Origin of the sequence: Gordonia sp. NPDC003585 (assembly GCF_040610755.1) — a bacterium.
Classification (GTDB): Bacteria; Actinomycetota; Actinomycetes; order Mycobacteriales; family Mycobacteriaceae; genus Gordonia.
In genome coordinates, this window is record NZ_JBEXMX010000054.1 from 13,389 (window position 1) to 35,431 (window position 22,043).

Sequence of the window (22,043 nt, forward strand, 5' to 3'; positions counted from 1 at the left end):
CTCTCTACGCTCATCTATCGAAAAAATCCGCGGATCATTCACCGTGGCGGCCGGCCCCGTCCGCAAAGCGTGTCGCACCCGATACCGCCCCGGCGGCAAGGGATTCCAGGCCGTGGGCGAATTCGTTGCGCATGGCGTCGGCCGTGTCGAAGCCACCCTGCTCCAGCATCGACATCCGGTCGTGCCGGAGGCAGGTCTGCGGCAGGGTGGCCAGCTCATGCGCCAATTGCACCGCCCGATCCAGCGATTCTCCGTGTGGAACAACACGATTCACCAGACCAAAGCTCATCGCCTCGCCGGCCGACACCGCACGCCCGGTGAGGACCAGATCCATGGCGCGGCTGTGACCGATGAGTCGCGGCAACCGCACCGTCCCACCGTCGATCAGTGGCACGCCCCAGCGTCGACAGAAGACGCCCAGTACGGCGTCGTCGTCGGCGACGCGCAAGTCGGCCCAGCAGGCGAGTTCCAGTCCACCGGCCACGGCATGGCCGGAGATCGCGGCAATCACCGGCTTGGACAATCGCATTCGCGAGACCCCCATCGGCGCGTCGCCTTCCGGGTCGACGCGGTTCGGATCACCCGCCGCGATCGCTTTCAGATCGGCTCCCGCGCAGAACGTCCCGCCCTCGCCGTAGAGCACCGCGACAGATTGGCCGGGGTCAGCGTCGAACGCACGGAACGCGTCGGCGAGATCGTGCGCGGTCCGACGATCGACGGCGTTGCGGACCTCTGGGCGATTGATCCCGACGATGGTCACCTCGCCGTCGGTGCGGACGACGACCGGCGAACGCCCGCTACTCGCCGCCACAGCCGGCCGCCTTCACCTCGGCCATCGTCAGGAGCACCGTGACCCGACTCTGGTCGAGCTCGTCGGTGTCGGCGTCGTGGTCGTCGAGCGCGAACTGCCTGAGATTTGCCAGGTTCACCACGTAGGCCTTGCTGTCTCCGCCGGTCAGCAGCGTGAGCGGACTGCGGTCAGAGATCACCTCCCGAACGAACGCCACCACCTCCGGCAGCGATTCGGTGAACAAAATCTGGATCTCGAGCTCGTCTGATGTGAGTAGAGTTGCCATGTGGCCATCGTCACACACCCGCGCGCGGGCAATACGCAAGATGATGGGACCCGACGCACCGCTACGTTTCCGGGTATCGCGACGTCGCGGCTCTGCCCGGCATATCCACACCCACATCCGAACGCCAACGGTCCTGATCACCGCCGCGGAGAGGCCAAATTCCCGTGACATCCAGCAGTTCTGTCGACCCACTCGATTCGCCGTTGGTCGGAGACCACCATCTCTACGTCGGCGACCACCATCTCTATATCGACGGCCGCTGGCGCGCAGCCGGAGATGGCGGCACCCGGGACATCATCAACCCCGCGACCGGATCGGTGTTCGCCGTCGTCGACGAAGCCACACCCGCCGACGCCACGGACGCAATCGCCGCCGCCCGCGCGGCCTTCGACGCCGGCGAATGGCCGGCCACCCCGGTCGCCGAACGCGCCGATCTCCTCCGCCGCATCGCCGACCTGCTCGCCCGGGACAAGGCCGAACTCGCACGCATCGAGACCCTCGACACAGGAAAGACCCTGGCGGAGAGCGAGATCGACATCGACGACGTGATCTCCGTGTTCCGCTACTACGCGAGTCTGGCCGAAACGGAATCCGATCGGCTCGTCGACGTCGGGGTCGCGGGCGTCATCAGCCGGGTGGTCCACGAGCCGATCGGCGTCTGCGTCCTGATCGCCCCCTGGAACTACCCGCTGCTTCAGATCTCCTGGAAGATCGCGCCGGCACTGGTCGCCGGATGCACCATGATCGCCAAGCCCAGCGAGGTCACGCCGCTGAGCACCATCGCCTTCGTCAGGTTGTGCGAGGAGGCGGGCGTGCCACCCGGCGTACTCAATCTCGTCCAGGGAGCCGGCTCGCGTCTCGGCACCGCACTGACCGACACCGACGACGTCGACTTCATCTCGTTCACCGGCGGATTGTCGACCGGCCGGATCATCTCGGAGACCGCGGCCAAGCATGTCACCAAGGTCGCGGTGGAACTCGGCGGCAAGAATCCGCACATCGTGTTCGCCGACGCCGACTGGGACTCCTCCGTCGAACAGGTCCTGGCCGGCGTCTTCCTGCACTCCGGCCAGGTCTGCTCGTCGGGCACACGGCTGATCGTGGACAGTGCGATCGCCGACCGCTTCGTCGACGCCCTGGTGGAGCGGGCCGGGCAGATCCGCATGGGCGACGGCCTGGACCCCGCATCGAAGACCGGTCCGCTCGTGTCGCAGGCGCAACTGGACAAGATGAACAGCTACGTCGCAACCGCAACCGAGGAGGGCGCTGTCTTACGTTGTGGCGGTGGACCTCCCGAGCGCGATGACCTCGACCCCGGCGGATACTGGTTCGCGCCCACCATCTTCGACCGCTGCGACCGGTCGATGGCGATCGTGCGCGACGAGACCTTCGGTCCCATCCTCACCGTCGAGCGCTTCGACACCGCAGCGGAGGCCCTCGCGCTCGGCAACGACACCGACTACGGTCTCGCCGCGGGAGTTCGGACATCCGACGACGCGGTCGGCGAACACATGGTCCGCGGCCTTCGACACGGCACCGTGTGGCTCAACGACTTCGGCTATTACACCCCTGCCGCCGAATGGGGAGGATTCGGCAAGTCCGGCAACGGACGGGAGCTCGGACCCACCGGGCTGGCCGAATATCAAGAAACCAAACATATCTGGCACAACACCGCGCCGTCGGCGTCGCAGTGGTTCACCCCCGAGAAGGACGACTGATAAGCACAGATCCCGCACCACTGTCCGCCGGCGACGCGGACGAATCCCACGGCCTCTCCGACTTCGGCTACAAGGAGTCCCTCGACCGGAGCATCGGGAAGTTCGCCAGCTTCGCCGCCGGAGTCAGCTACATCTCTATTCTGACCGAACGTTCCAGCTCTTCTGGTTCGGTTTCGGGACTGCCGGGCCCGCGTATCTGTGGTCGTGGCCGATGGTGTTCGTCGGACAGCTCTGTGTCGCACTGTGTTTCATGGAACTCGCGGCCAAGTACCCGGTGGCCGGGTCGGTGTACAACTGGGCCAAACGCCTCGGCAGCCAGATCGTGGGCTGGTCGGCCGGTTGGCTGATGTTCACCGCGTCGGTCGTCACGCTCTCCGCCGTCGTCCTTGCCCTGCAACTCAACCTGCCCCGACTCTGGAGCGGCTTCCAGTTCTACGGGAGTGCGGACAACACCACCGACGCCGCGGTCAACGCGGTGATCCTCGGCGCCATCATGGTCGCCTTCACCACCACCATCAATGCGTGGAGTGTCAAACTGATGGCCCTGATCAACTCGGTGGGAGTGTTCGTCGAACTCATCGCCGCCGTCCTCATCGCCATCATCTTGGCCTGCAACATCACCCGCGGTCCGCAGGTCTTCTTCTCCACCAACGGTTACGGCGCGGGCGAGAGCGGCGGCTACCTGGGCGCCTTCCTCGTTGCCTCCCTTGCGTCGGGCTATGTCATGTACGGATTCGACACGGCCAGTTCGCTGGGCGAGGAGACCGTGGAACCGCGACGCACCGCACCCAAGGCCATCCTGCGGGCCATTCTTGCGTCCTTCGTGATCGGCGGTGCGATCCTGGTGTTCGCGATCATGGCCGCCCCCAACCTCGACGATCCGCAACTCGGCGAATCCTCCGGTAGCTTGCAGTACATCGTGGAGTCCGTGATGTGGGGCCCGATGGGCGACATCTTCCTGGTGGCGATCGTCGTCGCGGTGACCGTGTGTTCGCTCGCCGTGCACACCGCCGCCATCCGGCTGATGTTCGCCATGGCCCGCGACAACGCCCTGCCCTTCGGCGAGAAACTCGCCAGGGTGCATCCCATTCGTCAGACCCCGGTCATCCCGTCGCTCGTCATCGGGATCGTCGCCGTGCTCATCCTGGTCATCAACATCAACCAGCCCAACATCTTCACGGTGCTCACCTCGATCGCCATCATCATGATCTATCTGGCCTACCTGCTGGTGACGGGTCCGATGCTGGTGAAGCGTTTCCGTGGTGAGTGGCCACCGAAGGATCTGGCCCCGGGCGGGTATTTCACGATGGGCCGCTGGGGCATCGTGATCAACATCGCCGCCGTGGTGTGGGGCGTCGGGATGTCCCTCAACCTCGCCTGGCCGCGCGAGGCGGTGTACGGCACCCCCTGGTACAACACGTGGGGCGCCTTCGTCTACATCGGCATCATCTTCGGTGCCGGGTTCATCTGGTACCTCGTCAAGGGCCGTCGCCACATCGGCGTTCTCGCCTCACATTCCAGCGCGTCGGTGGCCGATCGGATCGGCGGCGGACTGTGAATCCGTCGATGATCTGCACCAGCGTCGAGAAAGGGTGAATTGTCCATGACCACCTACGACTACGTGATCGCCGGCGGCGGAACGGCGGGTTGCCTTCTCGCCACCCGACTTTCGGAAGATCCGGACACGACGGTGTGTCTGATCGAAGCCGGCCCCAGCGACGTCGACGACCCGAACATCCTGGTGCTCAAGGAGTGGATGCACCTGCTCGACTCCGGATATGACTGGGACTATCCCGTCGAGCCACAGGAGAAGGGCAACAGCTTCATGCGGCACGCACGGGCAAAGGTGCTCGGCGGCTGCTCATCGCACAACTCGTGTATCGCCTTCTGGCCGTTGGCTCAAGGCCTGCGTGACTGGGAGGCGGCAGGTGCCACCGGTTGGGGTCCCGACGGGGTGCTCCCGTTTGTGTCCCGAGTGGAGAACAACGTCGCAGACGGTGACTACCAAGGCTTTCCGCACGGCCACGACGGTCCGGTGCGGCTGCGCGACGTGCCACCGAATGACCCGTGCGGTCAGGCCGTCCTCGACGCCGCAGCACTGGTCGGCCTGCCGACCGTGCAGTTCAATCGCGACGACTGGCATCTCAACGGCGCGGGCTGGTTGCAGATCAATGCGAATGAGGCGGGCGAACGGATGTCCTCGTCGCACGCCTACCTGCACCCGATCCTCGGGAAGCGGCCCAACCTGACCGTCCTCACGGACAGTTGGATCAGCAACATCCTGATCGACGACGCGTTGCGTGCCACCGGTGTTCGATTCCAGCGGCCAGACCTCACCGGTTACGACGAGGTGACCGCACGCCGCGAGATCATCGTCACCGCCGGGGCCATCGACACACCGAAGCTGCTGATGCTCAGCGGGATCGGACCGGCAGATCATCTGCGCGACATGGGTATCGATGTCCGCGTCGACGCGCCCGGAGTCGGCGAGAACCTCGACGACCACGTCGAGGGTCTGGTGTTCTGGGAAGCCGCCCAACCCATGGTCACCGATTCGACCCAGTGGTGGGAGATCGGCCTGTTCGCGACCACCGAGGAGGGTCTCGACCACTCGGACCTGATGATGCACTACGGCAGCGTCCCGTTCGACATGAACACGCTGCGGTGGGGATACCCGACCACCGACAACGGTTTCTGCCTGACCCCCAACGTAACTCAGGGCCGCTCACGCGGCACCGTGCGGCTGCGCTCCCGCGACTTCCGGGATCGCCCGAAGGTCGATCCGCGCTACTTCACCGACCCCGACGGCCACGACGAGAAGGTGATGCTGGCCGGCGTCCGGATGGCCCGGACCATCGCCGAGCAGAGCCCCCTGCGGGAGTGGATCGGCCGCGAACTCGCACCCGGACCCGACGCGGTCACCGACGCGGACCTGATCGACTACATCCACAAGACCCACAACACCGTCTACCACCCGGCCGGTACCGCCAGAATGGGTTCGGCCGACGACCCCCTCGCGGTCCTCGACCCTACCCTGAAAGTCAAGGGAGTCCGCGGTTTACGGGTTGTCGATGCGTCGGCGATGCCCAAACTCCCGGTGGTGAACCCCAACATCACCGTCATGACCATGGCCGAGAAGTGTGCCGACCTGATCGGATCGGCGCACCGCAGCGGTGAGTGAACCCGGCGTCGCTCTTGCCGAGTTCCTCGGCGCCCGGATGCCGTTCCAAGAACTCGGCGACGACGAACTGGCAAGCGTCGCAGACCAATCTGAGGTACGGCGAATACCGGCAGGCGGGGTTGTCGCCGAGTACGGTGACGGCGCACCGGATGCCGTGTCCATGCTGTACAGCGGCCGGGTTGCCCTGACCGCACCCGGCGACGACATCACGGATGCGTTCGAGATGATCGGTCCCGGTGAGCTCTTCGGATACCTGCCGTTGATCATCGGTGCGGCCGCGCGATTCTCGGCCTGGGCGATCGAACCCTCCGTCGTGATCGCACTGCCGGCCGACACGATGCGCGAACTCTTCGGCCGTCGCTGCGGCCTGACCTTCGTCGCCAGCAACGCCTGGCGCTCGATCGAGGCACGCCAGCCCGCGTCGAACAGCTGGACGTCGTCGACCCGCGTCGCGGAATTGGTCAAGCGCCCACCGATCGTGGTGGACGCGGACACGCCGGTTGCCGACGCCGTGCGCGCCATGGGTTCGGCGGGCGAATCCGCTGTGCTGATCCCACACCCGGACGGCAGTCTCGGCATCGTCACCGAGAGCGATGTCACCCACCGAGTTGTCGGGGCCGGATTGCCCTCGTCGGTTCCGGTGTCGCAGATCATGACTCATCCGGCGCGCACCGTCGACGCCGACCGCTACGCCATCACCACCTGGCTGGAGATGCTCGAAGCGCAGGTTCGGCACATGCCGGTCTGCGACCCGCGTGGCAAGGCGGTGGGGGTGCTCGACGAGACCGACCTGCTGGTCGCCGCCAGCCGTGGCGGGTCCTTGCAGCGAACGATCGCCGAGGCCCGCGACGCGAAGGGTCTCGCCCGGCAAACCCAGTCCATCCGCCGACTTGCCGACGAACTGTTCGACTCCGGACTGGATGCCGAATCCACCAGCGGTGTCTTGTCTTTGGTCATCGACATCGCAGCACGACGCGCCGTTGAGTTGTCGCTCGCCGATCGTCCCGAAGTGAACGGCTTCGCCTGGATCACGCTCGGGAGCATCGCCCGTCGCGAGGCGATGCCGTCCTCGGACATCGACTCCGCGCTGAGCTGGTCGGACGAGAACGACGGTCGTGCACACCAATTCCGCGACATGGCGCGTCGCACACACGAGATCCTGGCCGTCGGCGATCTGCCCGAGGACTCCAACGGCGCCGTGGCCTACCTTCCGCGGTTCTCGAGATCTGCCACCGCCTGGACCGAGGCCGCACGAGGGTGGCTCGACGAGCCGCTGTCCGATCGCGGACTCATCATGTCGTCACTGCTGATCGACGGGCGGGTCATCGTCGGCCCGGCCGCCCTGCACACCGCACCGTCGGCCTACGCGTCGATGCCGACCGACCACCCGGAAGCCCTGCGCCTACAGCTTCTCGACGCGTTGTCCCTCAAGCCGAGAGTCCGCGCCGGCCGGCCCTCGCTGTTGCGTCGCAGCGACACCGTGGACCTCAAGACCCACGTGGTCTCCCCCGTCGTGAACCCGGCACGCTGGGCCGGTCTCACCGCCGGCGTCACGTGCGCTCCCACACCCGCACGGCTCCACAGCGCCGTCGATGCCGGGTCACTCGCCGGCGCCGACGCGTCGGTCCTGCACGAGGTGTTTTCCCTGACTCAGCGCATCCGCATGCGACGCCAGATCGAACAGATCCGGGCCGGCCACACCCCAGGCGACCTGGTCGTGATGAGTGAACTCACGCCGCTGGAACGCAGCATGCTCGCCGAGGGCGTCCGCGAGATCGCCGACATCCAGCGCCGGGTGCGCAACCGGGCTGCGCTCACGGGATCGTGACGGCGCGTCGCCGCCGACACTCTGTGTCCTCTGTGACAACCTGTGTGCTGCAGCACCCGGCTTGTCCGACTCGACACAGTGTGTGGTGCGGAAACGAGGAAGCCCTGACCGGATTTCTCCAGGCCAGGGCCTCTTCTGCAATCTCAACCTTGCGTCGGGGTGGCGGGATTCGAACCCACGACCTCTTCGTCCCGAACGAAGCGCGCTACCAAGCTGCGCCACACCCCGTGTGTAGCCTGCGATAGCTTACCCCGACCCGTCGCGACAACTAAATCCGCAGTTCAGAGCGTCAATTTCGCAGGTCGACGCCCGGGCATTGAGTTCAGCCGGGTTGGAATCATCCATTTTGGGCGATACAGACCCGTCGAACATGCAGGATCATCTCGACCGAACCTTCCGTGTTCGCACCCTTCGGGAAAGGACCCATCACCATGAGCAACGTGGATCAGCAGGCGCAAGGCGGTGCCAAGCAAGGCTTTGCATTCGGCATCTCCATCGTGGCCGCCGCTCTGCTGTTCGTCGCCGGGCTTGTTGCCGTATTCCAGGGCATCTCGGCCCTCGCCAACGACGACATCTTCGTCCGGACACCCAACTACGTCTTCCAGTTCGACCTCACCTCGTGGGGCTGGATCCACCTGATCCTCGGCATCCTCGCCGTCCTCATCGCGGGTGGTCTCGCGGTGGGCGCGGACTGGGCCCGAGTCTCGGCGATCATCATCGCGTCGCTGTCGATCATCGCCCAGTTCCTGTGGCTGCCCTACTACCCGGCCTGGGCGATCCTGATCATCGTCCTCGACATCATCGTCATCTGGGCGGTCTCCACCTGGAAGCCGAACGACGTCTACAACGGCTGAACGCAGCTGAACACCGCCGACGGCGGGCGAGGCACATGCCTCGCCCGCCGTTTGCATCTGAGCACCACCCATCCACACCCCGGCCCGCACCGAATCGCTCGCACATCAACCACGAGAAGGGAACTTCACCGATGCGAGCAATGCGCAACACGAGTCGAGCAGTCACCGCGCTCGTCACCTGTGTCCTTGTTTCGGCCGGGCTGTTGCTGACGTCGGCCACCGCCTCGGCGGCCCCGCTGAAGCCGATCGCCAAACTCGACACGACGCGCTACCTCGGGTCCTGGTGGCAGCTGGCCGCGATCCCGGCTTTCTTCAACCTCGTTTGCGCGCGAGACACCAAGGCGACCTACACCCCCATCAACGCGACGACCATCGGCGTGAAGAACACCTGTACGACCTTCACCGGTCAGACCAATGGCGTCCAAGGACGGGCAACAGTGGTCGATCCGGTGACCAAAGCGCAGCTGTCGGTCAAGTTCCCCCAGGTCCCGGTCAGCGTCGATCCCGGCAACGCGCCCAACTACATCGTCGCCTGGATTTCCGACGGCGCAAAGGCGACCGACCCCTATCGCTTTGCCTTGGTCGGCGATCCGACGCGCCTGTCCGGATTTGTCCTCTCGCGTGACAAGGTGGTCTCCACGTCGACCCTGCGGATGCTCCGGGGGCGGGTGGAGAATGCCGGCTTCAACTCGTGCACGTTCCTCATCTCCCCGACGACCGGTGGGCGCAGCGACTATTCGCCGCTTTGCACCGTCTGATCGTCGGGTTCGGAAGCAGACGAATCCGTGTCGAATACATCTCCGAAAACCGCGCGACCCGTAGGTGACTCGCGATCCGGCCGTCGCGACCGGAACTCGGCCGGTGTCATCCCGAAGGCGAGCCGGAACCGATTGCGCATCGCCGACGTCGAGGCGAAGCCGGCGGCTCGCGCGACGTCGTCGAGCCGCTTCCGCGGCTGCGCGAGGAGCACCGAATGGACCTCCGCGAGTCGACGATTCGCGATCAGGTCCGCGAGCGATTCACCGGCAGCCGAGAAATGCCGGTACATCTGACGACGACTGACGTGCAGCTCACGGGATAGCTGCGGGGCTGCGAACTCGGGGTCGCGGAAGCGCTGCTCGATCAGCGCCTGGGCGCGGGCACGAACGGTACGGTTCGTGTCGTCCAAGCGATGGGTTTGGTAGATCTCCTGTGCGAGAACAGCCTTCACCAGATTGACCGCGGCATCCTGGGCGGCCGACGTGGCCGCGGTGCCGGCATTGCCGGCATTGCCGGTCGAGTCCGCGTGCGCGAGTCGGCGCAGGAAGGTTGTGACCGCGCGCACCAATGCCGTGTCGGGCGAGACATGTTGGAAGCGTGAGATATTGGCAGCCACCTCCTCTCCGAGCTCCACCAGAGGGATGCGGAGCTGGATCGTTTCACACACGTCATCAAGGGTGACGGTGCCGAGCATGAGACTGCTCAGAACCACCAATTGGCCTGCCCGGAAATCCATCCGGTCACGTCCCGACGGGGAGGTGACACTGCCCGACGCCGAATTGATGAGCAGAACCAGTGCCGCCTCGTCCGCCGGGGCCGGCGCGATGCGACGCACCGAACATGCTGTCGACAGTCCGTTGATCACTTCGATCGCGCCGATCCGCTCCGCGTACATCAGTGCTTCAAAGCCATCCGGATCGGTTGAACTGATGCGAAGCGGTCCGTGTAGCTCGTTCATACCGCGCCGCCCGCGATACCGTTGCACGGCATCCGAATCGCCGGCGAATCGGGCGATCCATCGATCCACGCGATCGCGGTCGAGCACGGACGGGGAAACCTGCGGCCGGTTCGAGAGGTACGGCGGAACAACGTGGGATGCGACCGTTTGCGCGCGCGGACCACCATAGACCTCGGTCATGCCTCACTCCCCACATGTCGGTCCTCCGGCACGTCGTCCTCTTCGGCGACGCGCCGATAGTCGTCGGGCGTGACTCCGTACCGCGCCCGGAATCGGTTGCGCAGGGTGGCCACGGACGGGAACCCGGCCGATCGCGCAATACCTTCGAGGCGCACCCGCTCCGGTCCGGCCAGCAGTGTCCGCGCCAGTTCCAGTCGCCGCTCGTTGAGCATCTCCGACAAGGACATGTCCAATTCCTCGAGGTTCCGGTAGAGCTGCCGCTTGCTGACGTGAAGGTGCCGGGCGAGTGTTGTCGCACCGAAAGCCGGGTCGCGGAAGTTGCGGTCGACGAGGTCGACGATGACTGCGCGCAAGACGTCCGGATCATCTCCCGGGCGGCGATCGGGCTCCTCACTCTGGTCCAGTACTGCACGAACCACCTCGATCGCGGCGAGTTCGGTGTCGAGATCGACGTCGGCGCCTCCGACCGCGACGTCACGGGCCAGGCACGACACGAGACTGGCGCACGACCGTGTCAGCGGGGTGTCGGGCACCGTCGGGGGAACCGTCGCGCCGGCAGCGATGTCTCCACCCAGCACCTCGGTGGGCACCCAGATACCTGCGGAGTCGGACACTCCGTGGGTCGTCAGGTCGTAGGGCAGTCGGCTGTCGGTGATCGTGAGCCGGCCCGGACCCGATCGGAACTCATGCCCATTGGCTCGTCCCGTCGTTCCGCCGAGCGTCTGCACGGCGACGATGAGGAAATCGGAGGGATGGTCGCGGATTTGATCACTCGTGCGGCGCGTCCGTACTGCTGTCTGCAACAAGCTGTAAGCGACGATCTTCGAAAGTGGCCGCCAATACAGGAGCTGTTCGAAATCATCTGGATTCTCGGCTTCGAGTATCACGAACTCCGCATAAGGGGCGGTGCCTCCGCGACCACCGGAACGCGCAAGACGAGAACGATTCGGGCCCAAGCCACCGTCGGGTCCGTTCACTCGGTGCCAATGCTCGATGACAGCGGGGTCAAGCCCGTAACGCGGCGCGTTCACGTCCATCCCTTCGTGTGGCTAAGCGGCCCCCATAGGCCCATCATTTCATTGTTGCGCTCGATCCAGCACAGGGACTTTGGTCCCGAAAATTCGATTTCACCACCCGATGCCCGCAAGCGGTCACGACCAAAAGCGAAATCACACACTGAAGAAGCCACACCTGCGACACAAATCCAGATCGGCCCGAACAGTCACGTGCGTGGCGCGTGTTGTGACAATTCGAGTCGTCATTTGTGCCATGTACCGGGTATTCCGGTGCAGGCGGGACGCAGCGGTCGCTCGTGCCGTTTAGCTTGGCTGTGGAGGATCTCTTGACCTCGGCCGGGGCGTCGTCCCGGCCGTCGACCTCCGTTCGCCTCAAGGAAAGTGACGCTGAAAGAAATGTGCACCCGTGTCATGTGGCCCGACGCCAACGGTTCGGTGATCGTCGGCCGGAACATGGACTTCCATCAGGACCTCCACACCAACCTCTGGAAGCTTCCGCGCGGGATCAAGCGCGACGACCGGGTCTCGGGCAAGCTCAAATGGACCGCGAAGTACGGAAGCGTCATCGCAGGCGTCTACGACGTCCTGTCCACGGATGGTCTCAACGAACGGGGTCTGGCGGGGCACATTCTGTGGCTGGCCGAGTCGGAGTACGGCACCCCCGACGACTCGAAGCCACAACTGGCCATGTCGGTCTGGCTGCAGTTCTACCTGGACAACTTCGAGACCGTCGCCGAGGCCGTGGCGTGGACCGAGAAGAACCAGCCGCAGATCGTTCCCATGGCCGATCCAACCGGGCACAGCAAGCCCGCACTACATCTGGCGCTCGATGACGCCAGCGGCGATTCGGCGATCTTCGAATACATCGATGGCAAGATCGAGATCCACCACAGCCGCGACTACCTGGTGATGACCAATTCGCCGACCTACGATCAGCAACTCGAACTGGTCAAGAAGTACGAAGGACTGGGCGGCGATGATCCGCTACCGGGAACGTGCCTGGCCTCCGACCGCTTCGCGCGCGCCCTCTACTACGTCGGCGTCCAACCGAAACCGGCGTCGCAGTTACAGGCCATGGCGGCGATGCTGAGCATCATCCGCAACTGCGCTCAGCCCTTCCGCAACCCCGAGCCCGGCAAGCCCGACGCCTCGCAGACGCTGTGGCAGGTTGTCATCGACCTGACCAACCTGCGCTACGCCTTCGAATCCACCACCCGACCCAATACTGTGTGGGTGAACCTCGCCGACCTCGACTTCTCCGAAGGCTCCGGCGAGGCCAAGCTGGATCTGCTCAGCAAGCTCGCACTCGAGGGCGGCATCGCCGGTGAGGTGCACAAGCATTTCACCAAGCACCACAAGTTCCACATCGTCTCCATCGAGCAGGCCAAGCTCATCGGCGAGTTGGTTGCGAAGGCCGCCCCGGAGCTCGCACACGTGAAGGGATCACTCGAGGAGCACGAGAACAAGGTCCAGGAACTCGTCCAGGAGAAGCTTGCCTCGTTCGTGAACGCCGAATAGGTTCGGCCGAGCCGAGATTCACCGGGTCCGAGTCCCGTATGGGACTCGGACCCGCGCTTTCTACGCGTTCACGAAGAAGGATGTGGACGATTGTCGGAAGACTCGGCGACTGTCGACGACGGCAACGACATGGCGGTGCTCATCGCGTGGCGTGGGCGGTGAATGCACACGGCAAAGGACGCCCCAGCGTTCTGGTGATGTATTTGCCGCTCATTGATGAGTGCCCTTTGGTGGAGGCGATCGCGAAGACATCTGGATTGCCTCTGGGCTGTTTCGGTGCCCCCGCGTCGCCGTTGCGTGCCGGTCATCTGCTTTCCGGTTCGTGCGGGTCCGTCACGCCAGACATCCGTAGAGCCCGACGAAACTCGTCGGGAGTCAGACCATACCGTGCGCGGAAACGGTTGCGAAAGGTCGCCGCCGACGGGAATCCGGCTGAGCGAGCTATCCCTTCCAGCCGCACATGTCCCGGTTGGGTAAGTAGGTTGTGTGCCCACTCCAGGCGCCGGGTGACGATCATCTCGGCGGGCGAGAAATCTTCGCCCTGAAGACTTCGGTACAACTGCCGCCGACTCATGTGCAGAAGCGCGGCCACGGACGCCGCGTTGAAGGTGGGGTCGCGGAAGTTGCGTTCGATGAGATCGCTGACAGCCGCACGAACGAGAAGCGGGTCGCCGGACACAGCATCATCGGCCGACTTGGCTTGTTCGATCATTGCCCGGATCACCTCGATCGCAGCGAACTCGGTGTCGAGGTCCACATCAGCTCCTCCGATGACCGCGTCGCGAGCCAACCGGACGACGAGGCTCGCGCAGGCTCGGGTGAGGACGGTGTCGGGTGTGAGTGGTTCCGTTGTTGCGCCGGCAGCGATGTCACTCCCCAACAGTTCGGTGGGTACCCAGAGTCCGATCGCGTCGGTGGTGCCGCGTGTGGTCAGGTCGTACGGCAGACGGCTGTCGATGACGGTGATTTGCCCAGCGCCCGCGGCGAACTCGCGGCCGTTGGCAGTTCCGGTTGTCGACCCCAGGGTCTGTACGCCGCAGATGAAAAAGTCCGAGGGATAGTCGCGAATGCGGCTCGCGGTTCGACGAGTACGCACCGGCGTTTGCAACAGGCAGAACGCGAACAGCTTGGACAACGGCCGCCAGTACACCAACTGCTCGAAGTCGTCTGGTTCGGCTGCATCGAGTTCGACAAGAACCGCGTATTGCTCGATGCCGCTGCGACCTCGAGTGCGCACACGGCGCGAACAATGCTCACCGAGTTCCCCTTCACGCCCGTTGTCGCGCTGCCACCGGTCGAGAACTGTTGGGTCCAAACCCGACCCAGACTGGTCTCCCGGCGTCACGACGTCGGTGCACGCAAAGCCGGCAACACGATGAGAGACGCGACGAAGAAGCAGATCGCCCCGATGAAGGTGCCGAGGGTGGCCAGTACCGCATCGACGGTCACTCCGTCGGTGGTGATGTATGCGCCAACCGCCGACACACCGAAGGCGAGGCAGCCGATCATGTTGATCTGGCCCGACCACCAGTCCCGACTTCCCGGTGCCCACATGCGGTCGGTGCGCGCGTAGGCCACCAGCACGAAGAACCCGCTGAAGAGGAAGGCAACTGACCCTTCGGCGTTCGGTGTCCACACGAGGTGCTTCTGCGCGGCGATCGTGTGGGCCTGCAACGCCGCGCCGGTACTCACATTGAACAGCAGGGTGCCGAAGAATTGCGTTGCGGCCGCGAGCCATTCGGCCCGCACCATCGTTCCCGGCGCATAGGAGACCGGAACGGTCACCGGGCCGGCGGTGATCAACTGGATGAAGGCGGCGGTGGTGAAGAACCACGCACCGACGAAGAAGCACAGATTGGCGTTGGCCGCCCCCATCAGCGACCCTAGTCCGGGCGCCGAACCCACGGCAAACAACGCAGACCCGACCATGAAGCTGCTGCACTGCTTGGTGAGGGTCGGAGTGAGAATTCGCTGTGTCCACGACGGTGGTGGATCGAAGACCAGATCCGCGGTGGTATCCGTCATCGCGGCCCGCCGATCCGGTCACCGTCGTTGTGCGTACGCATTCGATCTCCTCGTCGGACACCGCTGTTCGCGCTCGAGCCCAACGGACTCGAGCGCGACCACGCGGTGCTCAGTGATGGAAGTGTGAACCGGCCTTCTCACGCGGCAGTGGCGCTTCGAGGTTGTCGAGGAAGACGACCTCACCCTCGATGTCGCGCAGCAGGGCGTCGGCCAGATCACGACTCAGTCCGGCGCGAACAACGATGCGCTGCAACGTCATATCGGCCAGGTCGTCGGCCATCGGGTATGCCGGGACCAGCCAGCCCTTCATGCGCAGCCGGTCGGACAGATCGAAGAGGGTCCACTTCTCGGTGTACCCCTTCTTCAGTTTCCACGCGAAGACCGGGATCGTGTCGCCCTTGCTGACGAGTTCGAACGGACCGATCTCGGCGATCGCCGACGAAAGGTATTGCGCGACATCGAGCGACCCCTGCTGAACCTGGCGATAGCCTTCCCGGCCCAAGCGCAGGAAGTTGTAGTACTGCAAAAGGACCTGCGCGCCAGGACGCGAGAAATTCAGTGCGAGCGTAGGCATGTCACCGCCGAGGTAGCTGCAGTGGAAGACCATGCTGTCGGGCAGCGCGGCGGTGTCGCGCCAGATGATCCACCCCAGACCCGGATACACCAGGCCGTACTTGTGGCCGGAGGTGTTGATGGACACCACCCGGTCCACCCGGAAGTCCCATTCCAGATCGGGCTGGCAGAACGGTGCGATCATCGCACCCGATGCGCCGTCGACATGGATCTTGATGTCGAGGCCGGTCGATGCCTGGATCTCATCGAGCTTCGCGGAGATCTCCTTCACCGGCTCATAGAGGCCGTTGTAGGTGACGCCGAGGATGGCGATCACGCCGATGGTGTTCTCGTCGACGTACTTCTCCAGCTCATGGCCGTCGAAGACGAAGTGCTCTTCGCTCACCGGCACCCAGCGGGGCTCGACCTCGAAGTAGTTGAGGAACTTCTCCCAGCAGACCTGAACCGCGGTGGACAACACCAGGTTCGGCTTCTCGATCGACTTGCCCTCGGCCTTGCGGCGGGCCTGCCAATGCCGTTTCAGTGCAAGACCACCCAGCATCGCGGCCTCCGACGAACCGATCGTCGACGTCCCGATCGCGTTGTCGACATCGGGGTTGTTCCACAGGTCGGCGATGATGCGCCAGCACCGGTCCTCGATGGCCGCGGTCTGTGGGTACTCGTCCTTGTCGATCATGTTCTTGTCGTAGGTTTCCGCGTACAGCTTGCGCGCCTCGTCGTCCATCCAGGTCGACACGAAGGTTGCCAGGTTCAGGCGTGCGTTGCCGTCGAGCATCGCCTCGTCGTGCACGATCTGATACGCCGTCTCGGGCAGGCTCATTCCGTCAGGAATGGTGAACTTCGGCAGTTCGGTTGCCTCGCCTGGGCGCACGAACACCGGGTTGAGCGTCAGCGTGTCACCGATGTTGGTGGTCGTGCGGGCGTTGGTGTGGGACAGATCGGTCATGGGTTCCTCCTCGGGACATACGGGTGGGTTCGGTGCGATCGAAAGTGCAGTGCTGATGGATGTATTCGGAATTCGGTTACATGTCGGCTAGACCTCGACCGGCGGGTAGAGGCGGTCCATGTTGTATTGGCGGTTTCGACGAGCGGCCCACGTCGAGATGGCCAGGAACACCACGGTGAGGCACGACAGCACACCGATCGCGATCCACAGGCGATGGTCGACGCCGCCGACCGTCAGCTGGCGTAAACCGTTGACCGTATATGTCATCGGGTCTACCCAGTGGATGTACTGGAAGGGTTTGGTGGTCGTCGGCACTGGATAGATCCCGCCCGCCGAGGTGAGCATCACCATGAGGAACGCCAGCGTCACCACGCGCCCGACGGCCGGCCCGAAGACGGCATTGAGCATCTGGATCATCGCCAAGAACACCGCGACCATCAGCAGCATGAAGCCAAAGGTCGCCACGGGATACACCGGTCGCAGGCCCACCGCGAACACGACTACGAGATAGAGGATCGCGGCCTGCAGGAATCCGACGAAGAAGGTGGGTGCGAACGACGCCAGCACCGCTCGCAGTGACGCCAGACCCTGCGCTATCGGACGAGATTGCAACGGGGTGAACAGCATCCAGGCGATGATGCTGCCGACGAACAACGCCAGACCGAGGAAGAAGGGGGCGAATCCGGTTCCGAATGTCTTGGCCTCGTTGAGAGTGTTCTCCTCGAGCGTCACCGGTTGCGACAGGGTGTTTGCCAGCGCGTTCTTCTGCTCCTGCGACCACTGCGGGACCGCCTTGACTCCTGCGTCCACTTGTCCGGCGAGCTCGTTGGTTCCCGCGGCGAGTTGCACGGTCCCGGCCCGCAACTGGTTGGCACCATTGCTCAGCTCGACGAGACCGGTACTGAGTTGTCCTGCTCCCGAGCTGAGTTCGTTCGCCGCGCTCCGCGCCGCGACCACATCGTTGCGAAGGGTCCCGTTCTGCAGCAGCCCCATGGCAATTCGTACCGGACTCTGCGGGCTCCCCAGTTGCTGCGAGAGGGTCGCGGCGTCGGTGCGCACTGCGGTGAGCTGATTGTTGGCATTGGGTCCGAGGCCCTGGGTCCTCAGCACACTCTGCGCGGGCGCGAGCAGATCGGCGAGTCGCTGTACTGAAGGGTCGGGGTTGGCCCGCAGTTGCGCCATGACACCCGTCACCGCCCGCGATGCCTGCGACTGCGCGGTCGCAGCCGTACCCAACTGATTCGCCACTGCCGTTGTCCCCGTACTCAATCGTGTGACGAGCGCGTTCAGTTCGGCGGGAGTCAGACCACCGTTGCCGGAGTTGTCGAGCGCCGCCAGGACGGGGTCGGTGGCGCGCTGCACAGCACTGTCGAGCGTGTTGAGGCCCCCGGCGAGCTCGGCCGCACCGTTCTTGGCGGTGACCAGATTGGTCGCCAGCTCACCGGCACCGGTATTGGCCTGCTGCATACCGTTGTTCAGCTTGTTGACTCCCTGCTGAGCCTGCGTCAGCTTGGGCATGAGTCCGGTGACATCATTGATGACGATGTCGAAGGTGGTCGCGCCGACCTGCGCGCCGACCTTGTTCACCACCTGTTCGGCTGCGTCCTGCCCCATCACCGTCGAGAGGTAGTTGTTGGCGTCGTTGTAGGTGAAGATCAGTTGCGCCGATCGTGCGTCACCGCTCGCAGGCGACGCGATGTCAGCACTGAAATCCTCGGGCAGCGTGATGGAGAAGTAGTACTTCCCATGTTCCACACCGTCTTTGGCCTCTTGCGCGGACACCACGTGCAGATCGAGCTGGTCGGAGGCGATGAGTCCGTCGGTGACCTGTTTGCCCGCGTTGAGTGGCTTTCCTTGCACTGTTGCACCCTGGTCAGCGTTGACGATCGCCACCGGGATCTTGTTGACCGCGTCGAACGGATTCCAGAACGCCCACAGATAGAGCGCGCCATACATCAACGGCATCAACACGATGACGATGAGTGCCAGTCGTGGCATCTGCCCTCGGTAATAGCGTTTGAAGTCGCTGCCGGGCGAGAACGCAGCAAGCATGTCAGAGGGTCCGTTCCTGTTGTTCGAGCTTCACGAATTCTTGGTCGGTCAGGTTGTCGACGAGAATCGCTTCGCGCACACCGATTCCGGCGTGCACACCGTTGACGTCGGCAGTGACGACGGTCTGATTCCGTCCCAGGTCGACGAGCCGCTCGGTGAGTATCCGGGTGCTCTCGATCCGAGCGAGGCGATCCACTCCACCGACCACGAGCAGGGGTGGACGCGCCACATTCGCGACCGCGATGCGAAACAGGCTCGCCGTGAGTTCCGGCAGTTCCTCGACGAAGGCGTCCATCGAGGGAAGCGACAGATCTCCGAAGACCGGCGCGCAGATGCGTTCGAGGTCTTCCTGACGGGCTTGCCGAACCCACTTGTACCACTTCGCATGCCACCGGATCTGCTCGGTCACCACATCGCGCACCCGGATGGCCTGCTCGATTCCGTCCACTTCGTCGATGTCGGCGATCGCGGCACGCGCGAACAGATGACGCGCATCGTTTCGCCGCCCGAATGCGGTGAGGCTTCCCGAGGTCGGCTTCATCCGACCGGCGAGGGTGAGCAGCAACGCCGTCCGACCCCGTCCGCCGGACCCGACCAGCACCGTCACACCGCCCTCGGCGACACGCAAACTGGTTGGACCGTAGATGTGGCCCCACGATGCCCGCACCCCGATGTCCTCGGCGACGAGGAGTGCTTCCCCGTCGTCGAGTACGCGCGGCACCGGTGCGGTGACCTCGTTGGTCGACCAGTCGTCGGTCATAGTCATTGTCGCTTTCTGAGAAACGCAGTACGCGCCGAGCATCATCGGCGCGATCCGGCACGGCGGGATGCGGTTGTGGCCTAGTGCAGAGTGTTCTTGAAAACCTTGCCGCCCTTGATGATCAGCTTCAGGTTCTGGTCCGGATCCGACAGCACCGAGATGTCGGCCAGCGGGTCGCCGTCGACCAAGAGCAGATCGGCCCACGCATCGGGCGCGACGACGCCGAGTCGCGCCGATCCGTACGGATTGCGGTCACCGGCCATTTCGAAGAGCTCCGCGTTGCCCGAGGTGAGCATCTTCAACGACTCTGCATTGGAATAGAATTCGCCCATTCGAGCCGCCATGACGCTTTGACGCGCCGCGGACTGTGGTTCCAGCAGGAGGTCCGTGCCGAAGGCCACCTTGACGCCATACTTCTTGGCCCAGGTGTACACATTCTCGGTCCCATGACAGATCTGCCGGTTCTTCTCGGCGCGATCGGGGTCGGGATAGTGGTGGTCGTCTTCGGCGAAGGGCTGCATCGACAGCCAGATCCCCTTCTCACCGATCAGCGCGACGGTTGATTCGTCGGCAGGGTGACCGTGCTCGATGGACCGCACTCCCGCCTCGATGGCTCGCTTGATCCCCGGCACGGTGTAGACGTGGGTCGCCACGTACGTGCCGTAGTCCTCGGCCGCGTTGACGGCCGCGCGCATCTCGTCGGGTGTGAACTGCAGCGTGTACAGCGGGTCGTACATCGAGGCCGCGCCACCACCGATGGTGAGTTTGATCTGCGATGCCCTTTGCGCAGTTGCTCGCGCACCGCTGTGAGGACACGCTCGACGCCGTCGACGGTCCTCGTGAACCCGATCGAGTCGGTACGACTCGGACCGCCGCCGAAGGCATATGGGGTCTCGTACACGAAGGCGAAGTCGCCATGGCCCGAGGTCTGGGAGATCATCGCCTGGCTGGGAAAGATCCGTGGTCCCTCGAAGTCGCCGCGATCGATCACCACCTTCAGTGGTGCGGTGTCGCCACCCATGTCGCGCACGGAGGTGAAGCCTCGGTGCAGCATGCGCTTGGCCTCCGACAGCGTGTTGGCAACCAGCAGACCGGTCGCGCCCATCACGAAGTCGAGGTAGCTGTTCGCGTTCCCCATCAGGTGGACGTGGGCGTCACTGAGTCCCGGCATGAGGAACCGGCCGCCGCCGTCGATCTCGGTGGTCTCGATTCCAGGAGCGTCGCCGATCGGCGAGTCGGCCACTGCGGCAATCCGTTCGCCTTCGATGAGAACGTCGTGTGCGTCCACGACGTTGTCGGTCAGCCCGTCGAAGACCCGCACGTTGCGAATCACCAGACGTCGACTTGTACTGTCTCCCTGCGACATGGCTTGAAAGCTAGGACATCCGAACTCCGGCGCTCAACCGCAGATTCACGACGTCGCATATCGCCGGCCCGGGCCACCGTCAGGGCCGGCGAATACTCGGCAAAGCCGCCGTGAATCGGAGACCAAACGCAGGTCAGGAGCACAATTACGCACTATGGGGCGAGATGCCCGACGGCACAGCCTCACGCGGCATCGCTCGACCTCAACCCTTTTTCCTAGCAGGAGAACGTGGTTCGAGCCACCGCCCTGACGTCGCCATCACCGATCTGTGGGCAACACGGCACAGATCGCTTCGCTGCGATCGAGAAGGCTTCGCGCCAACCGCCCGAAACTGGCACAGGATTGCACTTCGCTCGGCACTACGCTGACATCATGCCGCCGCTCACCCGCGATGACACGTCAGCCTCCGACCGCCGCTCCACGCTCAAGGCCGCCGCCTACCGCGTCGCCGACGATGTCCTGTACCCGGCCGCCGCCGACGTCGACCGTACGGGGCACGTCCCGGATTCTCATTGGGCCGCTCTCGCGGAGGCCGGGCTGTACGGTATCGCCGCACCGGTCGACGCAGGCGGACCGGGCCTGGAATTCGGTGGGGTCACCGAGATCCTCGAGATACTGGCGAGCGGCTGTCTGTCGACGGCCTTCACGTGGATTCAGCACCACGGCGTGGTGATCTCGCTGGCGGGCAGCCCCAACACCTCGTTGCGCGACACGCTCCTCGGCGACACCGTGAACGGTCGTCTGCGTGCAGGCGTGGCCTACGCAGGCGCCGTCCCCACCCCGCCGAGGATGACCGCCACCCGCACCGGCACCGGTTGGCGCTTCGACGGGTACGCGCCGTTCGTGAGCGGATGGGGCGTCATCGACCTGCTGCAGATCAGCGCACGTGACGTCGAGACCGACGACGTGATCGCGGCGATCATTCGCACCGACGACCTCCCGTCGGCCATCGAGTTCCACCCCCTGCGACTCGCCGCCGTCGACGCCGCAGCCACCGTGGCCCTGAAGGTGACCTCGCTGTCGATCGCCGACGATCAGGTGGTCAGTCGGGTCACACTCGAGGACTTCTTTGCGAATCAGAACATCGGCGTGCGGCTCAACGGGACACTGCCATTCGGCACGTTGCGCCGCGCGACCGCACTGCTCGACATCGCCGGGCATTCGCCGCAGGCGCGTCGGCTACGTGAACGCGGCGACGGGATCCGCACCGGGCTCGACGCCGCACTCGGTGAC

General features: G+C 64.6%; 16 protein-coding genes, 1 tRNA gene and 2 pseudogenes. 8 read left to right on the plus strand and 11 right to left on the minus strand.

Features of this window, described 5'->3' with window-relative positions; all coding sequences use genetic code 11:
- Nucleotides 1-34 precede the first annotated feature (34 nt).
- Together ABZW74_RS15655 and ABZW74_RS15660 are read right to left on the minus strand one after the other, a co-directional pair.
- Nucleotides 35-811 (minus strand): crotonase/enoyl-CoA hydratase family protein, encoded by a 777-nt coding sequence (locus ABZW74_RS15655; RefSeq protein ID WP_355277360.1) that lies wholly within the window; start codon nt 809-811, stop codon nt 35-37.
- Nucleotides 798-1,076 carry a hypothetical protein gene (locus ABZW74_RS15660; protein WP_240856209.1) on the minus strand — a complete coding sequence of 93 codons (279 nt, stop codon included), beginning with the start codon at nt 1,074-1,076 and terminating at the stop codon, nt 798-800. Before ABZW74_RS15660 ends, ABZW74_RS15655 begins: the two co-directional genes overlap by 14 nt.
- Before the next feature lie 203 nt (nt 1,077-1,279).
- On the opposite strand from ABZW74_RS15660, the gene ABZW74_RS15665 reads away from it, so the two are divergent.
- From ABZW74_RS15665 to ABZW74_RS15680, 4 genes and pseudogenes are all read left to right on the plus strand, one after another.
- The gene (locus ABZW74_RS15665; RefSeq protein ID WP_355277394.1) at nt 1,280-2,794 is read left to right on the plus strand and encodes an aldehyde dehydrogenase family protein; all 1,515 of its coding nucleotides are present in this window, start codon (nt 1,280-1,282) and stop codon (nt 2,792-2,794) included.
- Nucleotides 2,795-2,814: 20 nt separating this feature from the next.
- Nucleotides 2,815-4,352: pseudogene (locus ABZW74_RS15670) on the plus strand (APC family permease).
- A gap of 45 nt (nt 4,353-4,397) precedes the next feature.
- A complete protein-coding gene (locus ABZW74_RS15675; RefSeq protein ID WP_355277363.1) occupies nt 4,398-5,975 on the plus strand; it encodes a GMC oxidoreductase in 1,578 nt (525 codons plus the stop codon).
- The gene (locus tag ABZW74_RS15680) at nt 5,968-7,803 is read left to right on the plus strand and encodes a putative nucleotidyltransferase substrate binding domain-containing protein (RefSeq protein WP_355277366.1); all 1,836 of its coding nucleotides are present in this window, start codon (nt 5,968-5,970) and stop codon (nt 7,801-7,803) included. The genes ABZW74_RS15675 and ABZW74_RS15680 overlap by 8 nt, the downstream gene beginning before the upstream one ends.
- 154 nt (nt 7,804-7,957) lie before the next feature.
- On the opposite strand, the gene ABZW74_RS15685 is transcribed toward ABZW74_RS15680, so the two are convergent.
- Nucleotides 7,958-8,031: transfer RNA gene (locus ABZW74_RS15685), tRNA-Pro, on the minus strand.
- 203 nt (nt 8,032-8,234) lie between these two features.
- On the opposite strand from ABZW74_RS15685, the gene ABZW74_RS15690 reads away from it, so the two are divergent.
- Both ABZW74_RS15690 and ABZW74_RS15695 read left to right on the plus strand, forming a co-directional pair.
- Nucleotides 8,235-8,657: a hypothetical protein gene (locus tag ABZW74_RS15690; RefSeq protein WP_240856212.1), complete on the plus strand. Its 423-nt coding sequence runs from the start codon at nt 8,235-8,237 to the stop codon at nt 8,655-8,657.
- Nucleotides 8,658-8,797: 140 nt separating this feature from the next.
- Entirely contained in the window at nt 8,798-9,415 is a 618-nt protein-coding gene (locus ABZW74_RS15695; RefSeq protein WP_240856213.1) for a lipocalin family protein, read from the plus strand.
- Here the strand turns inward: ABZW74_RS15695 and ABZW74_RS15700 are convergent.
- Nucleotides 9,391-10,554, minus strand: a complete 1,164-nt coding sequence (locus tag ABZW74_RS15700; protein ID WP_355277369.1) for a helix-turn-helix transcriptional regulator — start codon at nt 10,552-10,554, stop codon at nt 9,391-9,393. The genes ABZW74_RS15695 and ABZW74_RS15700 overlap by 25 nt on opposite strands.
- A complete protein-coding gene (locus tag ABZW74_RS15705; RefSeq protein WP_355277372.1) occupies nt 10,551-11,441 on the minus strand; it encodes a helix-turn-helix transcriptional regulator in 891 nt (296 codons plus the stop codon). Before ABZW74_RS15705 ends, ABZW74_RS15700 begins: the two co-directional genes overlap by 4 nt.
- A 525-nt stretch (nt 11,442-11,966) precedes the next feature.
- Between ABZW74_RS15705 and ABZW74_RS15710 the strand changes: the two genes are divergently transcribed.
- Nucleotides 11,967-13,088, plus strand: coding sequence for a linear amide C-N hydrolase (locus tag ABZW74_RS15710; RefSeq protein WP_355277375.1), 1,122 nt, complete (start codon nt 11,967-11,969; stop codon nt 13,086-13,088).
- A gap of 304 nt (nt 13,089-13,392) precedes the next feature.
- Here the strand turns inward: ABZW74_RS15710 and ABZW74_RS15715 are convergent, their stop codons facing one another.
- The 6 genes and pseudogenes from ABZW74_RS15715 to ABZW74_RS15740 all read right to left on the minus strand — a co-directional run bounded on the left by ABZW74_RS15715 (nt 13,393) and on the right by ABZW74_RS15740 (nt 20,810).
- Entirely contained in the window at nt 13,393-14,325 is a 933-nt protein-coding gene (locus tag ABZW74_RS15715; protein ID WP_355277378.1) for a helix-turn-helix domain-containing protein, read from the minus strand.
- 104 nt (nt 14,326-14,429) lie between these two features.
- Nucleotides 14,430-15,113, minus strand: coding sequence for a hypothetical protein (locus ABZW74_RS15720; RefSeq protein ID WP_240856219.1), 684 nt, complete (start codon nt 15,111-15,113; stop codon nt 14,430-14,432).
- Nucleotides 15,114-15,222: 109 nt separating this feature from the next.
- The gene (locus ABZW74_RS15725; protein ID WP_240856220.1) at nt 15,223-16,632 is read right to left on the minus strand and encodes a glutamate decarboxylase; all 1,410 of its coding nucleotides are present in this window, start codon (nt 16,630-16,632) and stop codon (nt 15,223-15,225) included.
- 87 nt (nt 16,633-16,719) lie between these two features.
- Complete coding sequence (locus tag ABZW74_RS15730) at nt 16,720-18,684, minus strand: YhgE/Pip domain-containing protein (protein ID WP_355277381.1); 1,965 nt, start codon at nt 18,682-18,684, stop codon at nt 16,720-16,722.
- Nucleotide 18,685: 1 nt separating this feature from the next.
- Nucleotides 18,686-19,450 carry an ATP-binding cassette domain-containing protein gene (locus ABZW74_RS15735; protein ID WP_355277383.1) on the minus strand — a complete coding sequence of 255 codons (765 nt, stop codon included), beginning with the start codon at nt 19,448-19,450 and terminating at the stop codon, nt 18,686-18,688.
- Between the two features lie 74 nt (nt 19,451-19,524).
- Nucleotides 19,525-20,810 (minus strand): annotated as a pseudogene (locus tag ABZW74_RS15740) (amidohydrolase family protein).
- Nucleotides 20,811-21,182: 372 nt separating this feature from the next.
- Between ABZW74_RS15740 and ABZW74_RS15745 the strand changes: the two are divergent.
- A partial coding sequence (locus ABZW74_RS15745) for an acyl-CoA dehydrogenase family protein (protein ID WP_355277386.1) occupies nt 21,183-22,043 on the plus strand: 861 nt, incomplete at its 3' end.

Bases quoted from the DNA above. Each gene is read 5' to 3' on its own strand.
- ABZW74_RS15660 (WP_240856209.1), bottom strand. From the start codon at position 1,076: ATGGCAACTCTACTCACATCAGACGAGCTCGAGATCCAGATTTTGTTC.
- ABZW74_RS15675 (WP_355277363.1), top strand. From the start codon at position 4,398: ATGACCACCTACGACTACGTGATCGCCGGCGGCGGAACGGCGGGTTGC.
- ABZW74_RS15690 (WP_240856212.1), top strand. From the start codon at position 8,235: ATGAGCAACGTGGATCAGCAGGCGCAAGGCGGTGCCAAGCAAGGCTTT.
- ABZW74_RS15695 (WP_240856213.1), top strand. From the start codon at position 8,798: ATGCGCAACACGAGTCGAGCAGTCACCGCGCTCGTCACCTGTGTCCTT.
- ABZW74_RS15700 (WP_355277369.1), bottom strand. From the start codon at position 10,554: ATGACCGAGGTCTATGGTGGTCCGCGCGCGCAAACGGTCGCATCCCAC.
- ABZW74_RS15710 (WP_355277375.1), top strand. From the start codon at position 11,967: ATGTGCACCCGTGTCATGTGGCCCGACGCCAACGGTTCGGTGATCGTC.
- ABZW74_RS15720 (WP_240856219.1), bottom strand. From the start codon at position 15,113: ATGACGGATACCACCGCGGATCTGGTCTTCGATCCACCACCGTCGTGG.
- ABZW74_RS15725 (WP_240856220.1), bottom strand. From the start codon at position 16,632: ATGACCGATCTGTCCCACACCAACGCCCGCACGACCACCAACATCGGT.
- ABZW74_RS15730 (WP_355277381.1), bottom strand. From the start codon at position 18,684: ATGCTTGCTGCGTTCTCGCCCGGCAGCGACTTCAAACGCTATTACCGA.
- ABZW74_RS15735 (WP_355277383.1), bottom strand. From the start codon at position 19,450: ATGACTATGACCGACGACTGGTCGACCAACGAGGTCACCGCACCGGTG.